At 34.3% G+C, this 16,633-nt stretch carries 13 protein-coding genes; 4 read left to right on the forward strand and 9 right to left on the reverse strand.

Going from position 1 to position 16,633, the window contains the following annotated elements:
- Positions 1-283: 283 nt before the first annotated feature.
- From ACT3CE_RS14925 to ACT3CE_RS14940, 4 genes are all read left to right on the forward strand, one after another.
- A complete protein-coding gene (locus ACT3CE_RS14925; RefSeq protein ID WP_444710571.1) occupies positions 284-2,293 on the forward strand; it encodes a tetratricopeptide repeat-containing sensor histidine kinase in 2,010 nt (669 codons plus the stop codon).
- Between the two features lie 139 nt (positions 2,294-2,432).
- Positions 2,433-3,707 (forward strand): exo-beta-N-acetylmuramidase NamZ family protein, encoded by a 1,275-nt coding sequence (locus tag ACT3CE_RS14930; RefSeq protein ID WP_444710572.1) that lies wholly within the window; start codon positions 2,433-2,435, stop codon positions 3,705-3,707.
- A 258-nt stretch (positions 3,708-3,965) separates the two neighbouring features.
- Positions 3,966-4,736, forward strand: a complete 771-nt coding sequence (locus ACT3CE_RS14935; RefSeq protein ID WP_444710573.1) for a threonine/serine ThrE exporter family protein — start codon at positions 3,966-3,968, stop codon at positions 4,734-4,736.
- Positions 4,737-4,739: 3 nt separating this feature from the next.
- Positions 4,740-5,240 (forward strand): threonine/serine exporter family protein, encoded by a 501-nt coding sequence (locus tag ACT3CE_RS14940; protein ID WP_444710574.1) that lies wholly within the window; start codon positions 4,740-4,742, stop codon positions 5,238-5,240.
- Positions 5,241-5,316: 76 nt separating this feature from the next.
- Here the strand turns inward: ACT3CE_RS14940 and ACT3CE_RS14945 are convergent, their stop codons facing one another.
- From ACT3CE_RS14945 to ACT3CE_RS14985, 9 genes are all read right to left on the reverse strand, one after another.
- Entirely contained in the window at positions 5,317-6,426 is a 1,110-nt protein-coding gene (locus ACT3CE_RS14945) for an acyltransferase family protein (RefSeq protein ID WP_444710575.1), read from the reverse strand.
- 4 nt (positions 6,427-6,430) lie between these two features.
- Positions 6,431-6,961, reverse strand: a complete 531-nt coding sequence (locus ACT3CE_RS14950; protein WP_444710576.1) for a GDSL-type esterase/lipase family protein — start codon at positions 6,959-6,961, stop codon at positions 6,431-6,433.
- A 7-nt stretch (positions 6,962-6,968) separates the two neighbouring features.
- Positions 6,969-8,264 (reverse strand): MFS transporter, encoded by a 1,296-nt coding sequence (locus ACT3CE_RS14955; RefSeq protein WP_444710577.1) that lies wholly within the window; start codon positions 8,262-8,264, stop codon positions 6,969-6,971.
- Positions 8,265-8,300: 36 nt separating this feature from the next.
- Entirely contained in the window at positions 8,301-9,626 is a 1,326-nt protein-coding gene (locus tag ACT3CE_RS14960; protein WP_444710578.1) for a SpoIID/LytB domain-containing protein, read from the reverse strand.
- A gap of 129 nt (positions 9,627-9,755) precedes the next feature.
- Complete coding sequence (locus ACT3CE_RS14965; RefSeq protein ID WP_444710579.1) at positions 9,756-9,974, reverse strand: hypothetical protein; 219 nt, start codon at positions 9,972-9,974, stop codon at positions 9,756-9,758.
- A gap of 45 nt (positions 9,975-10,019) precedes the next feature.
- On the reverse strand, positions 10,020-11,018 hold the full coding sequence (locus tag ACT3CE_RS14970) for a DUF4922 domain-containing protein (RefSeq protein WP_444710580.1): 999 nt from the start codon (positions 11,016-11,018) through the stop codon (positions 10,020-10,022).
- Positions 11,019-11,048: 30 nt separating this feature from the next.
- Positions 11,049-11,927, reverse strand: a complete 879-nt coding sequence (locus ACT3CE_RS14975) for an N-acetylmuramoyl-L-alanine amidase-like domain-containing protein (RefSeq protein ID WP_444710581.1) — start codon at positions 11,925-11,927, stop codon at positions 11,049-11,051.
- Positions 11,928-12,025: 98 nt separating this feature from the next.
- Positions 12,026-13,480, reverse strand: coding sequence for a glycosyltransferase family 2 protein (locus tag ACT3CE_RS14980; protein WP_444710582.1), 1,455 nt, complete (start codon positions 13,478-13,480; stop codon positions 12,026-12,028).
- A gap of 22 nt (positions 13,481-13,502) precedes the next feature.
- Positions 13,503-16,616, reverse strand: coding sequence for a golvesin C-terminal-like domain-containing protein (locus ACT3CE_RS14985; RefSeq protein ID WP_444710583.1), 3,114 nt, complete (start codon positions 16,614-16,616; stop codon positions 13,503-13,505).
- Positions 16,617-16,633: the final 17 nt, after the last annotated feature.

The following is a 16,633-nucleotide window of genomic DNA, read 5'->3' on the forward strand; positions in this document are numbered from 1 at the left end:
AATAAATAAAGGTATACTACAAAAAACCATTTATTCAATTCTTGATTAAAAAAATTAGAATCACCACCAATCTTATGGAAAAAAATCAAAATATAGAATCAACCCCCGCCTGCCACATACTATTATTAAGACAAATACAAAAACCTTCTACTCCCTAATTACAATGACTTTTTTTTGTGAACAGGCCTATTTTTTCAAGAAACTTTATATCTTGTAAGTATTCTTCTTTTGTTATGAAGACCTACCCACTCAACTTATTTACTCACTTGAAGTAGAGGAACAAATGAAAAGATTTATAAATTTCTTTTTTGTCTTGCTACTAGTAAGCAATACATTAGTAGCTCAAATCAATAAAGATTCTATTCTTACAGCAATTAGCACTAGCGAGTTAAGCGATACAATCGAAATATTTATGGGATATCAATTAGCCAATGATTATATTGGCTTGGATATTGCCTTCGCGGAAGAACTTATCGATACAGTGATCTATAAATGCCACCAAAGTGGGAACATTCGTTTTCTTTTGAATGCTCAATTGCGCAAAGCTGATATTTATCGTTATAAAATGCAACATGACGAAGGCTTGACTTTAATAGATTCAATACTAGCAAATAAACAATTACAAGATTTCGAATATATTAAAGCTTGGACTTTATCCTTAAAAGGAAACCTTTTATCTGATATGAACAGAAAAGGAGAAGCTATTAAAACTCTTTATGAAGCAATTAAAATATCTGAAGTAGAAAAAGATTCTACACTAATATCCTATTTACATTCTTCTTTAGGAAATAATTTTACCGATCAAAAAGAATATAAAAAAGCCATCCACAACTATTTTATCTCATTAAAATACACAAATAAAAATGACTATAAAGGAATGGGAATGATATATTTCCATTTAGGTTCAACCCACCAGCGTCTTGAAAATATAGATTCAGCTATATATTACTACAAACTAACCGAAAAAGAATACAGCAAAATAAATTATCCTTCGGGCGTGGCAGGCATTGCCAATAATATAGGAAAGTTGCATTTTAAAAATAAGAACTATAAAGAAGCCATAATCCAAATGGAAAAAGCATTAAGCTATGACAAGAAGGTGGGTTCTATGTATTACATTATCAAAGATTACCTTAATCTGGCAAAATTCCACAAAGCAGATGAAAATCTAGAAAAAGCAAGCTACTATTTAAATTTATGTATTGAACTTTCAGAAAAAACCAAAAATAAACAAATCCTTTACGAGAGCTATAAAATACTATCCGAAATTAACCATCTTCAAAACAATAGCAAACTTGCCTATAACCACTTATCAAAAAGTATTGAATACAAAGACAGTTTAGATCAGGCCAAGAATATTCGTATGGCAAAGGAAGTTGAAGAAAAATACCAGAACGAAAAAAAAGAAGCTGAAAACCAAAGACTACTTCTTGAACAAGAAAAAAATAGTCAAATAATACAATTACAAAAATGGCTTGCAATAATATTAGCACTTGTACTCTTTGTTGTCATCATATTTCTAATATTCATCTATAAAGAACGCCGAGGAAGAATTAAAACAAACGTAGAACTTTTTAAAACGAATAAACAGTTAGATATAGCAAATAAAACAAAAGATAAATTCTTTAAAATTATTTCCCACGATCTTAAATCTCCTTTTAATTCAATCTTAGGCTTTTCAAACATATTAAAATCAGAATATTCTTCACTTGATGATAATCAACGAATTGAAATGATTGGTGAAATTGACAAATCTTCACAACTTGCCTATGATTTGCTAATCAATCTTCTTACTTGGGCTCGAACACAAACGGGAGGAATTAAAATTAAAAAAGAGCCTCTTTTATTAAAAGACCTAGTAGAAACCTGCTCCCAATTGTATGGGCAAAGTGCTAAAGCGAAAAATATAGATATTGTTGTAAACATACCAGCTAATATACACCTTACAATTGATAGAAATACTTCGATGATTTTTATTGGTAATTTGATTAACAATGCAATAAAATTTACACCAGAAGGTGGATCGATATCTATTAACGCATCTGAAAAAGAAAAATTCGTTCAAATACATATTATTGATACTGGTGTTGGTATACCGCCTGAAGTACTGACAAAACTATTTACAATCGGAGAAAATACCTCTACTCAAGGCACAAATAATGAAAAAGGAACTGGCTTAGGCTTACTTCTTTGCAAAGAGTTTGTAGAAAAAAATGGAGGAGAAATAAAAGTAAATAGTACAGTTGGAGCGGGAAGCGACTTTACAATATCTATTCCTAAATATAATAATTAAACAAAAAAAGTGTACATACTTTCCATTCGTGATTATATCTAATAATTTGATTAGCGATAATGTCTTCATCGATCTCAATTAAAAAAAACTAAATTTGTATTGCTTTTATTCGACAGCAAAAATGCAAATCTTAGTCACTATGATTCATTACAATACTTTTTCTTTTTTTAAAGGATTAAAATTTATTCTTCTCTTTAGTAGCATTCAATTCTTATTTTCCCAGAGCACTACATTTGCTCAAAAAGTACAATCAGGAATAGATATACTACAAGAAACCAATTTTATTGATTTAAAAGGTAAATCAATCGGAATTATCACCAATCCCACGGGAGTTAATCAAAATCTGGAATCGACTATAGATCTGTTACACAATGAAAAAACAGTACATGTAAAAGTACTTTATAGTCCCGAACATGGGATTCGTGGTGATCATGCAGCTGGAGATAAAGTTGGAACTTATACAGACAAAAAAACAGGCTTAAAGGTTTACTCCTTATATGGTAAAAATAAAAAGCCTAATGCTGAAATGCTAAAGAATATAGATGCATTGGTATATGATATACAAGATATTGGTGTTAGATCGTACACCTATATAAGCACGATGGGATTGGCCATGGAAGCCTGTGCCGAAAATAATATAGAATTAATTGTTCTGGATCGTCCCAATCCTATTGGAGGCTTAAAAGTAGAAGGAAATCTGGTTGATCCTGCATACATTTCATTTGTAAGTCAGTTTCCAATCCCATATGTATACGGACTTACCTGTGGAGAATTGGCAAACTATATAAACAATGAAGGATTATTAAAAAATGGAAATAAATGCAAATTAAGCGTTATTAAAATGAAAGGCTGGAAACGAAATATGTTATTCTCAGAAACTAATTTACCATGGGTTCCAACCTCTCCTCATATTCCAAATTCGCTAAGTGCAGCATATTACCCTATCTCCGGAATATTAGGCGAATTATATACAATATCGATAGGAGTAGGCTATACTCAACCATTTGAACTATTTGCTGCCGAATGGATAAATGCCGATGATCTCGCAAACAATCTGAATAATATAAACTTACCTGGCGTTCTATTTCGTCCAATTCATTACAAACCATATTATTCTGTTGGCAAAGGCAAAATGCTGCATGGTATTCAGGTACATTTCACCGATTTAAAGAATGCACCTCTATCCCTGCTTCAATTCTATGTATTACAGGAGTGTCATAAACTTTACCCAGATAAAAATGCATTCGAAATGTGCGGTCAGTCGCGCTTAAAAATGTTCGATAAAGTTTGTGGCAGTAAGGAAATCAGAATCAGGTTTACAAAGAATTTTCTTGTGAAAGATATTGAGGAACTTTGGACAAAGCCAGCTAGCGATTTTAAAGAAAAATCGAAAAAATATTGGCTATACAATTAAAGAAAAAATAAATTACAATTTCTCCAGTCCAAACTAAAATGGATTTTATAAAATGATTACTTTTGCAAATTATAAGTCTGATAATCTTTTTATAAATTACCTAGAACCTCTGAGTCAAATATATCTGCTTTAACTACTACCTGGTAAGAGTATAAATTCTTACAATCAAGCACAAGCTGACATATTACGAACAAATAGTCTAACATAAAGATTTCAACTTATCCTTTAGTAAAATAATATCATTTTATTACAAAAACTATGGTTTTATCCGAAAAAGATAAAGTTAATGAGTTGTGTAAAATCCTACTTGAAGTTGGTGCTCTATTAATGGAGGTAGGTGCAAATACCTTTAGAATTAGAACAACTGTTATGCGAATAGCTGCAGCATTTGGATACCACGCTGAATTGTTAATTACTCACCGCGCATTAATGCTTACGGTATATAACGAAGAATCCAATTATTTTTTTAGCCGTTTAATGCAAACATCACCGCAGCATATTAATTTTAGAATTGTTAGCGGTATTAGTAGGATGAGCTGGCATATTCTGGAAGAAAAGTGGAGCTTGGAAATGGTTCGTGAAGAAATTGACCGTTTAAAATCAGTATCACACTATCCACGAATAGTAACTCTAGTAATGGTTGCATTGGCTGGAGCTTCGTTTTGTCGTATTTTTGGAGGTGGCGCAATTGAAATGATTACTGCTTTTACAGCTACTTTTATTGGTTTATATGTAAGACAGGAATCAACAAAAAGAGCTTTCAATCCATACTTGTGTATCTTTTCGGCTGCATTTATTTCTTCTATGATTTCTGGAGCTACAGTATATTTTCATATTGGTAGCAATCCTGAATCGGCTTTTGCAACCTCGGTTCTGTACCTCATCCCAGGAATACCTCTAATCAATTCATTATTAGATTTTCTGGATGGAAATATCATGAATGGACTTGTAAGAGGAATTAATGGATTAATCATCGCTTTTTCAATTGCCTTGGGCTTACTGGGAGCAATACTTATTTATAATATCTAATATATGGAATGGAGTGTATTATGGGAAACCTGGATATGGCTTGGCTTTGCAGCTACGGGTTTTGCAATTTTATTTAATGTACCCGCTCGCACCTTATACTTAATTTTTATTCTGGGAGCTTTAGGTGGTAGTCTCAAACTTATTTTGCTTCAGCAAGATGTAAATATAATTCTAAGTTCGTTTCTGGGGGCTTTACTCGTTGGTATTTTAAGTATTAAAGCTTCTCACTTAAAACATTCGCCCTCGTTTATTTTTGCGATTCCTGCAGTTATTCCAATGGTTCCAGGAGCATTTATGTATCGAATGATGCTGGGAGTTATCCGTTTAACGGGTGCAAATGATCATGAAGTTTTTCTGCGTTTATTGCAAGAGACCATCGATAATGGGTTAAAAGGATTTTTTGTATTATCAGCACTATCGCTCGGGGTTTCGGGGCCAATGTTAATAAACCGAAATAACACTAAAAGAGAAATTAAACGAATAAAAAAGAATACTATAAAATAGATTTAATCGAACCTGTAAGAGACCTGATTCTTGCAGAACTTAACAAGAAAAGTTTCGGAATCCCGAAGCTTTGCTATTATATCTTAATAAATATTTTTCTTTTGTACAGATAGAGCACAATCAGCCAATATACTATGATATGAGAAAGTGCAAAAAGTAAGGACCCATTTAACGGTCCGGCCCACGAAGCAAATGCATTCTTATACAGCCAGGCATAGCCATTTAAAATACCACCCGATTTATCGGTAAAATGAACTAAATAAATAATCACTTTTACCCACACCACCGATAAAACAAAAATAAACAGTGGATTCATTCCAAACACCAAAAATGGATGTGCCCATTTTTTATAATTTAAAATATCAATCAAATAAATCATTACAGCCATTACCAACTGAGCTAAACCTGCAGCGTACAATACGTAAGAACTTGTCCACAAAGGTTTATTAATTGGAAACCAAATATTCCATACCAAGCCCAACACAAATCCTAAAACTCCAAACACCAACAATGTAGGAACAATTCGTTTTTGCTCCGTTTTAGAAATCAATGCTCCTGTTAAATATCCTAAAATAACCGTGACAATAGCAGGAAGAGTGCTGAATAATCCCTCCGGATCAAAAGTAATTCCAAATCCTTTATACATATGACTTGCACCCAATATCATCGTATCGAAAGCTATTGTTGGATTTCCTTCTAAACTATATGGATGATCTCCGCCAAGAAAATACAGCAAGCCCCAGTAAGAAAACAAAATAGCTGCAGACACATACAATAATCTTGCTTTATTTAAAACCAAACAGAGCAAACTACCAATACCATAAGCCAAAGCTATTCGCTGCAAAACGCCCATAATTCTTAAGTTCTCCATTTTGATATGCACAAAAGGAAAGGCATTTAACAGCAAACCTATTCCAAAAATAATAAGCGTACGCTTTAGAATCTTTTTACCTGCTTCGGCATTTAATTGGTGATTAAATTTTCCGAATGAGAAAAACATTGCTACCCCAACGGCAAATAAGAAAAAAGGAAAAACCAAATCGGTGGGTGTGCAACCATGCCATTTCGAATGCAACAAAGGAGCATAAACATGACTCCAGCTACCTGGCGTATTTACGGTAATCATTGCAGCAATGGTTAAACCTCTAAAAGCATCCAAAGCCATTAATCTTTTTGATTTTTCCATGATATCAGATTAAATTTTCCGATTGTAAACAATTTACCCACAGCCTGTATCCTGCACTATTTAGATGTAAGCCATCATAAGTATACTCTTTAATTAACTCATCCGAATAAGTTGAAAATAATGAATATAAATCTACAAAAGTGATCATTTCCTTTTCGCAAAAAGTTTTCAACAGCTTGTTAATATCTCTGATATCTTTCGCACAAAAAGTTTCACTTGCAAAAAGTTGAAAATTTACCGGAAGCAGACTTTGAACTACTACTAAAACTTCTGGTTCTTTTTTAAGTCTGCTTATTAGCTCACTAAAATTATTCAAAATATCATTTTTCCCAACTCCATCGCCTAAATCATTAATTCCCATCATCAGGAAAATCTGATTTGGTTTTTCAGCCAAGACTTGATCTAAACGAGAAAGTATTTCTACTGATTTTTCTCCGGAAACACCATAATTACAAAGTTCATGATTTGGAAAAAACACATCCCATTTTCCACCTTCAGTAAGGCTATCTCCTAAAAATGCAATTCTTGTTTTCATTAATTCTCTATTTCTGTTTGATTCCGAACTTTGGATCTACCTTTACCAATTTTACCATAATAAAACTAGGAATGGTACAAAGCATTACCCAAACAAAGAAATGTTGGTAACCTATCATTTCCTGAATCCAGCCAGAAATCATTCCCGGAAACATCATTCCTGCGGCCATTAAACCGGTACAAAACGCGAAATGTGCAGTTTTGTGTTTTCCTTCGGATACATATATCTGATAAAGCATATAAGCCGTGAAACCAAAACCATATCCAAACTGTTCTACCGCTACCGAAGCACAGATAAAATAAAAAGAATCGGGCAAAGCATACGATAAATACACATACACTAAATTGGGTAAGTTAATTGCAAACACCATTGGCCACAACCAATATTTTAATCCGTTGCGAGAGGCTAAATATCCTCCAAGAATTCCACCCACAGTAAGAAAAACAATTCCAATGGTTCCATATATCAATCCTACTTCACTTGTTGACAAACCCAAGCCTCCAACTTCTTTCGGATCTAATAGAAAAGGGGAAGCCATTTTTACCAATTGAGATTCTCCCAAACGATACACCAAAATCAATCCAACAATTTTCAAAATATCCTTCTTCATGAAAAATGTCGATACCGTTTCACCAAAGCCGTCAAAAACCTCAGAAAAACTTTTCACTTCTCTTTCCTCATCTTCTTTAGGATGTGGCAAAGCAAACTTGTGATAGAAACAAAGAAGAACAAATAATGCCGCCAAAATGAAAAAGGTCAACGACCATGCTAAGGGAATATTATTCTCTGTATTTCCAAACAAATTTGTCGTTTCAAGATATCCTGCCAAAATAATTAACAAGCCCTGCCCTGTAATCATTGCCAAACGATAAAAAGTACTTCTGATGCCAACAAAGTAAGCTTGCTTATTCGTATCTAAACCATACATGTAAAAACCATCGGCTGCAATATCGTGAGTGGCCGAACTAAAAGCCAACAACCAGAAAAATGCCAATGTTGATTGAAAAAAGAAAGTAGTTGGAACAGTGAAAGCAACACCGGCCAAACCTGCACCTATTAGTAATTGCATGCTTACAATCCACCAACGTTTACTTTTCAAAACATCAACAATCGGACTCCAAAGTGGTTTTATCATCCAGGGTAAATACAACCATGAAGTATACAAAGCAATATCTGTATTAGAAATACCAAGCTTTTTGTACATAATAACGGCAACGGTCATCACCACAACATAAGGAATACCTTCTGCGAAATAAAGCGATGGAATCCATGCCCAAGGCGAGCGAGTTTTTGTTTTTGACATTTTTTACTGTTTTTCTTTATAATAAAGTCAATTCAATTAATATCTTTTTTCCAATTCTGCTCCACGGAAATAATGCAGCAAAATCTCATCGTACTTGTATCCTTTTGCGCCCATTACTGCTGCACCAATCTGACAAAGTCCAACACCGTGTCCCCAACCAGCACCAATCAAAATAAATTTAGCAGGAATACCATTCTCTTCGCCAAGCTTATCCACCACAAATTCAGAACTATACAAGTGTGATTCTGAGAGAACTTTGCGGATTTCCAATTCTTTTCCTATTATCAAACTGCGTTTTTTACCCACAATTTTTAATTTGATTAATCGCCCCGATTCTCCTCTTTCAACAGGTATCAAATCCAGAATTTGTCCAAATTCTTTACCTGTTTTACGTTCTATTAATTCTGATATTTCCCCTTGTGTGTAAGCTACTTCCCAACGATAAAAGTCCATGGTCTCTTGATCGTAATCGTTCAAAACCTGTGACAAAATTTCTTTATCGGTAGTATTACAAAATGCTTCGGGCGATGTTCTGATGAAACGATCGGCAGCAGCCTCATTTTTTAGGTTCATATCATATCCTGCCGGAATTTTCGGATTATCGATTACCGCTTGCAAATAGGTATGGTTTTCAGGTTCCCAAACATTTTCAAAAGTCTCAGCAACTCCACCACAACATTTCGAGAAGCGAGCATCGCAAACTTCACCTTCACTTGTTAACACCACTCCACGAGTAGCGTCAATAGCATCAACTACCAATTTTGTTGATTGCTTGGTAATGCCTTGATAACGCTGACAATGATCATCTGCACAAACATCAAAATTCACATGATCTTCGCGATCGTACCAACGAATATACTCCTCATCGGTTTCAATAATACTTTGATAATTGGTTTCTGACTTTTTCAATTCAGCACCCTTTATTACCTGTGCTATTAACCAGGAACGAGAAATAATGGCATGAGCTTTCAACAATTCCATGCTACTGGTTGCACTCATTTCAGATGAAATAACGCTAATCAAATAATCTTCGAGAGAAAGAACATTAATGGCAGTCAATTTTTCATCTTCACAAATAAAATGCAACGCTCCTTTAAAACGCTGATCTTCTTTTCGCTCCCAATGAAATTTAATTCCAATCGTAACATCAAAAAGATCGAAAGATCCTTCTTCGTAAAATTTAGGATAGAAAATCAATTCTTCATCTACAAGACCATCAAAAGCAATCATATTATTTATATAGCTAGCACTTTGCTTTCCCGTATACTCTTTTCCATTTTGCTTGAGTATGTAAATTCCATTTAAAGCAAATGAGATTTTAGGCTCGTACATGATGCCTACCCGTAATTGTGGCTCTTTCATATTATCGTTTATTTGACATTCTGTTTATGATCGTTTTTCTCATATCTCCAGAATACTCTTTTAACAAATATTTTGTATTACTTCAAGTTTGATTTGAAGTAAAGGCTTTTTACAATTGCATTTTTCCAGTTACAATTGCATTTTTCCGGTTACAATTCCAATTTTCCCGGTTACAATTCCAATTTTTCCGGCTACAATTCCAATTTTTCCGGCTACAATTCCAATTTTCCCAGTTACAATTCCAATTTTTCCAGTTACAATTCCAATTTTCCCGGTTACAATTCCAATTTTTCCGGTTGCAATTGCATTTTTCCGGTTGCAATTGCATTTTACCGGTTGCAATTGCATTCTTTCGACTTACATTTCAATTCCTCCTTAGAAAATACTTCCCTTTTAGATTATATCCTCTTTTAGTAAAGCACATAGTTTCTTAAAGAAATCATCATCAACACTAACTTGTTTGAAAATATCCACAATATCATTCGATGTTATTTTCTCAAAATCCTCCCGACGAGGAGTGATGAACACACCACCAAAATCAACAGATGCAGGACTTATTAGCAATTGCTGTTCGCCTTCGGCAAAATATTGCGTTGGACGATGCAATTTTCGTGGAAACAAATGCATAATGTATTTACCATCAACAAAAGAACAAATCGCATTTAGCATAGGTTCTTTTTCTTCTGGCTGCATAGCAGAAAAAGTTCTGTAAAAGACAGAAACCGCCTTCATCATTTCCTTTTCATTTTCTGATTCTATGGAAATCATCTTTCTCAGATAATTTGGGAAAGCCCTCATCTCAAGCTTTTCCGAATTAGTCAATAGTTCCGATTGTATTTTTTTTAAAACTGCATACTCTGTTTCTACAGGCATAAAGTCTTTGTTCCCTGCCTGAAAATGCATATGATCAGGAGCCGAAGCACCACATTTTGGTCCGTTGTAAAACAAAGTATACCCTTGCATGTTTTTAGCTAAAGACAACATTCCTGAAACATTCTCTTCAAAATTCTGATCAACATGATTGACTTTTGGAATAGTAAAGTGTTGTGGAATGATTGGAAACGGATTTACCAAAATCACAAAATCATCGCCTTGAGCAATCCCCCCCTGTTCTTTAGGGAGTTTATCGAGACACAAAAAACAAGCCCGATTTTCGATACTCTTTTGATCTACTTTTGCTGCAGATGATCTTATTCTTTCAGGATTGAACTGAACTTTAATCTTGTACCCATCGAATTGAAATTCTTTTTCTTCAACTTTTTCCAGTCCTTTATAATTTCCTGTTGCAAGCGGCCAATCGCTCACCTGCTGATTCAAAAAATCACTTAATATTTTAACAGAAGATTTCTCTTTCAGTAAATTTTCTAATTTATCGATGCTGTTTACATTCATTTTGTTGATTGTAATTTATTTTAGAATCTATCACTTTAGGCGGGCCACCATAATTCCCGATTGATATTTACTGTGCATGAGCATTTCTGCTAAAGGAATATCCGATATCACTACTTTTTTAGCTTTACTCGAAGCATGAATTAAATGCAACCTGTTATTCACATGAATCGCAATACCAACATGAGAAATTTCCAGTCCTTTTATTTTTGTGGTAATTGCGATTAAATCTCCATTTTCAATTTTATTCTCTACCACTGCAATATTCTCTTCGGGAATAAAAAACAATTCTCTTTTATTAATAGCATCTTCACTCTTGCGAATTATATTTACTAAAGAAGTATCAGCTTTTAAAGCCTCATAACTATTAATATGAGTACTCATAAAATTGATGTGCTTTTGATAGTTAACACCACCTATTTCTTGTGTGATATCTTTAAGAATTCCTTTTTTCTGATTGTAAAAAATCCAATCTGTAAAGTAATGAAGACGCGAAGTATAACCAGCAATCTTGCCTTTTTTATAACGAATAAATTCCAGTTTATTCAAAAAATCTTTGGCATTAAAATCCTGTTTCCCCGATATTTCTGATAAAACAACTACATTTTCGAGCAAAGTAGTACAATCCAGTCCTCTTAAATTTACACGCAGATTTTCCTCGCCTTCGGTTTCGAGGGTTCCACCCACATAGGGAGTTTGCAGGAACATTTTAGCTATTGCTATGCTTCTTTCATTTATTTCCTGATTGTACAAGCTTTTACTTTTTACAATATCTTTTATGGAATTAAAAATTGCCTGATCGATAGAATCTTCCAACTGAATTCTCGCAGTATCCTGCTGTTTTTCGGCATTTCCTTTACACGAACAAAAAGCAAGCGAAATTAGAAGTAGATATAAACCAATTTTCCTCATTTTCTTAAAATTACATCGATTTTTAATTTGTCAATTCTGAAACAAAACAAAAGCCATAGGGCTATTTTAACCCAAAAGACTTCTGAAACACTAACTATCTATTTTACTAATAATTTTCTGGCTTTTAGTTCAATTGTACGAACCCTATCCTTGTATGTATTATGAACATTCATTTTTTCAATATCCAAAGAAGCATCAGAATTATCATCCCAACGGCGACACAAATAAACAGGATTATAAATTCTACCAATCTGATATCTACGGGAAATTGCCAAACCCAGGGCATAATCTTCACCATAATTTACATTTGGAATTGGATTTTTACGCAATACCGGAGTATAAAAAGCACGAGGTGCACCCAAACCATTTATACGAAGAGCATTGTTTCGTCCATTTTCGGGAGTCCATTCTTTGTGATCGATAATTCCGGGAGGAATTTCTTCCAGTTTAAAATTCACCATCTGATATGTTCCAACTACCATGGCACAATTTTCTCTGTAAAATGCATCAACCACCTGCTGAATTGTTGTATCGTTAGCATACAAATCGTCGCTATCCAATTGAATTGCGAACTTACCACAAGCTTTGTTGTTTACAGCCTCGTTCCAGCAACCGCCAATTCCCAAATCTTTTCTTTCTGGTATAATATGAATTATTCGCTTATCCTGAGCTGCATATTTTTGAATAATTTCTGTTGTTCCGTCGGTAGAATAATTATCAACAATAATTAAATTAAAATTAACATTTGCTTTCTGTGTAAGAACCGATTTTATGGCATCTTCGATTGTTTTAACGCGATCACGAACTGGTATTACCACCGAAGCCTCTACTTCAAAATCTACTTCGTTAAAAGCTACATCGGCAAATTTAGGTTCGAGATAAGCACCAATTCTTTTTAGATGCTCGGTACAAGCCTCTTCCATTTCAATTTGCACAGCGCGATTCTTAGGATCTACATAATCGAAAATTTTCTCTCCCGATTTTCTGGTATCCAATTCTTCTTCGGTGTACAAAACTTCTGGTATTCTCATAAACTCAGCACGATTTGCAACCGCCAAACGAAGAGCATATAAACCAGCATGTTCATATTTTTTATTTACATCATTTACAGCTTCTTTCAATACACCTGCATCATAAAAAAGTACCGATCCAAAATTAAAATCATCTCTCAAACTACCTTCCTGATAATCAATCACCGGCAAATTTTCTACTACTCCTTCTTTAATTGCTCTGTAATTTGAATACACCAAACCTGTGTTTGTATCGCTTGCCACCTGATAAAAACGTTCCAATGCCAGTTGCCCCATAGTTAAGGCACTTGTTTTGGTGTAGATAAACACATAAGCAGAATTTGCTTTCTCGGCAATCAAATGAATTGTTTTTCCTTTGGTTAGATCGTCGCAATTCAGAATTGTAGCTCCTTCTACTTCTTCTGCATTATTTCCCACAATAAAAATATTTGCAACCAAAGCTGACTTCCTTAATTCGTTTACCGTAATAAGGGTTTCTTCTTTTGTCCCAAATGGGATAAAACATGTAATTTTAGCACTCATTGTATGTATATTTTTTATTATTCTATTTTTTAAAAAAATTGAATATCTGTTTCATCAACTCATTTTTGTCTTCTTTAGAACCTATGGTTTCAAAAGGAAAACCCAAAATTATTGACTGATATTCGCCATCGTAAACGACTCCGGCACTTTTGGAATTTTTACTATATCGAAGAAACACTTTTGCATTTTTTCCAACGGGCTCAATTGCATCGGGTGCTTCCACCTTGTATATTTTTGGATTATATTCTGTTGTAAACTGGTATTCTCCTTTAAAATTATTTCTTACTCCGTTTGGATGTGAGAGTAAGCCAGATTTACTTGCATGATTGGTTCTGAATAAAAAGTGTAATTCTTTACCTGCAAATTCTCTTGCTAAAGTATCTCCACACAATTGTATGTCAGTGCCAACATAAGCTCCACTCATTATTAGTTTGGCATTATCGCCGGCAATGTACTTTCTTATTGCCTTACACATTTTAGGCGTATAAATGGTAAAATCTTTATTCTCTAAACCATAAATTCTCTTTGTAGTTTTTTCCTCACCAAATATCAAATCCAAAGCTGAATAATTTTTCTCATTCCAGTTTCCTGATTCAAATGCTTCATCGCTCATGGAAACAAAACCATATCCCGCAGCTTTTATTGCTTCACCATGCACATAAGGATAATCAAAAGTATTTCCAGGAATAATTTTATCTTCCATATTAGCATAAGAAGAACCGTGTCCCGGTGCATCATCGTCGAGCCATAGTGATTCTCTATTGAAATCGTACTGATCTCCAACGTAAGCAATATTTCTTTTATAGGATACCCCTTCATCTTCAGCACTCATAAAACCAGCAAATTTACCATTATCGAATCCCTGCGGAGCAGCCACACGATCGAAACCATTCACTATAAGAACAGGTTTTTCTCCATTCTCTGATTTACAGTAAGCCAATATCTCGGAAGGAAAACTTTCACCTCCATCATTCAAAGCTGTAATCTTAAAACTATAAATCACATTTGTTTCCAAATTTGAAATTTTTATTTCGTTTTGATTGCTTATTTGCCCATTATTAAAAGCTCCATTATTCTTTCGGGTATAAATTTTATAATTCTTAGCAACTGCACTTGGTTCCAAAGGATCCTCAACCGATTTCCATCTCAATAGAATTCCCTCATCCGTTTCATCAATTCTAAAATTAGTAACAGGCAAAGGCTGAACCACATAATCTTTACCATCCTGATTCGATAAAAATTTCAAAATTCCTTTGTAGTAAGCTCTGCCTACATCAAATTTAAATTTTGGATCCATTGCCTGATACATATCTGCAAAATTCTGATGAGATAACATTTCGGAAAGCATGGTTGGTACTTTAGGTCGGTATGCTTCGGAATATTGTTTGTTCCACATTCCTCTGCGTCTCCATTTAGGCTCATACAGTTTCCTTAAATCTTCTACAACCTGAGTTTGTACAATATCTACCAAATCACGACTGGCCCACTTCGATTGTCCGTTAGGAAAACAAGTATCACCCCTGGTAGTATTATAAATTGCCAAACTACCTATAATATCATCGTTTTTCGTAATACCTGCATCGGTATGAAAAGCCAAAGCCATATCAATAGGAATACTTAAACCTTTTGCATCAACATTTTTGGTTGGCCCCGCAGGAGCTCCCATTAAATAGTCAACCCATTCTCCACGACTCATATAATCATCTTTGTAGTCGGTTTTGCCATTTTCACGTTTTTGAAATTTTGCAGCCTCTTTACCTCTATTACTATAATCGGCTTTATAGTCTTTATTAATACTATAAACAATTGAATCGGGCATTCCGGCATATTGCAAATAGTAACGTGCTGCTTCATGATACCTTGGGCGATTACTGGTATATTTCTGCCATTTTGCAGAGTCCATATTAAAAGTTAAACGATCTCTTTCCTCTTTTAATTCATCCAATTCATCTTCTTTACCACGAGCGATATTTCCCATTCCTCCTCCAAAACGAACAGCATCTGCCGAAACCCAATTCCCCTGTTCGCTACTCTGATTGCTTAATTCTAGCATTCCTTTGTCTGGATTTTTTCCTTTCTCGAACAGGAATGTTCCCAAATAAATCCAGGTTTTCCCACCCATGCTTTGGTTGACTATAAAATCGGTAGTACCACCTGCATAATGAAGCGTATAATGAGCATCTGTTACATTATCATCATCAACAGAGTAAGATATGTAAACTGCATATTCTCCTTTTTCGGGAATTAAAGGGATGTATTGAACTTTAGATTTGGGTATTTTCTTCGCTTCAATCTGACTACTTTCACCCAGGTTAAATGGATTTTCTCCCTCCAGATAAAACGGATATTTATTAGCAAATCCTTTTTGTCGATTCTGCTCCCAATCGCCAATTTCGATATATTCCGATCCTGAAGACGACCAATCTTTATCTACTATCACCTCATTTTTTTGAACATCTCGCTCGCGGGGAAAAAGAGTAATTGCCCCTGCGTTTTCGAGCATTGGAGCGATATAAGGAACCATAAATTCCATGGTCCACATGTCTTCTACACTTGTGAAAACTCTGGCTCTTTGCCATTCCCACCTATCCAAAGTATTTTCGTAATACCATCCGTGAGAATGCCATAAGGCAATATGCTTTCCTTTTAATCCTTTAATTACATTTTTATTTTGTCTTCGAATTAATGGCTTTACACTATCACGCATAGGACTTAACCTATCATTTGCTATGTTATTTTCCCGATAGAAATTAGGAATAAGGTCATCAATTTTAACTCCCATCGACTCTATTTTAACAGAATAATCTCGAAATCTTCTTCCTAAAATTTCTTTCAGTTTAAATTTGTATTGCTCAACAGTTTTCGGTCGAAATGGAATATATGAAAAGCTTGAATTCATATACACAACAATTTCTTTTTCCTGAGAATTAAAATACAAGCTATCTGCTTTAAATCGATAAGCAACCCCCTTCGAAGCCTGATTTGCAAACTCTGTGGCAGCTTTTTCAACTTTTCGTTTTTTTCGCTGCGATTTTTTGGCAGCCTGAGAATTAAAGCTCCCTATCATTAAAGCTGCAGTTAGAACCAAAATCTTTACAAAAGCCTTGTTTACAATCAAATTTAAAACTGAGTTCATATCTCTGAAAAATCAAT

Source organism: Marinifilum sp. RC60d5, assembly GCF_052400665.1.
Classification (GTDB): domain Bacteria; phylum Bacteroidota; class Bacteroidia; order Bacteroidales; family Marinifilaceae; genus JBQTGK01.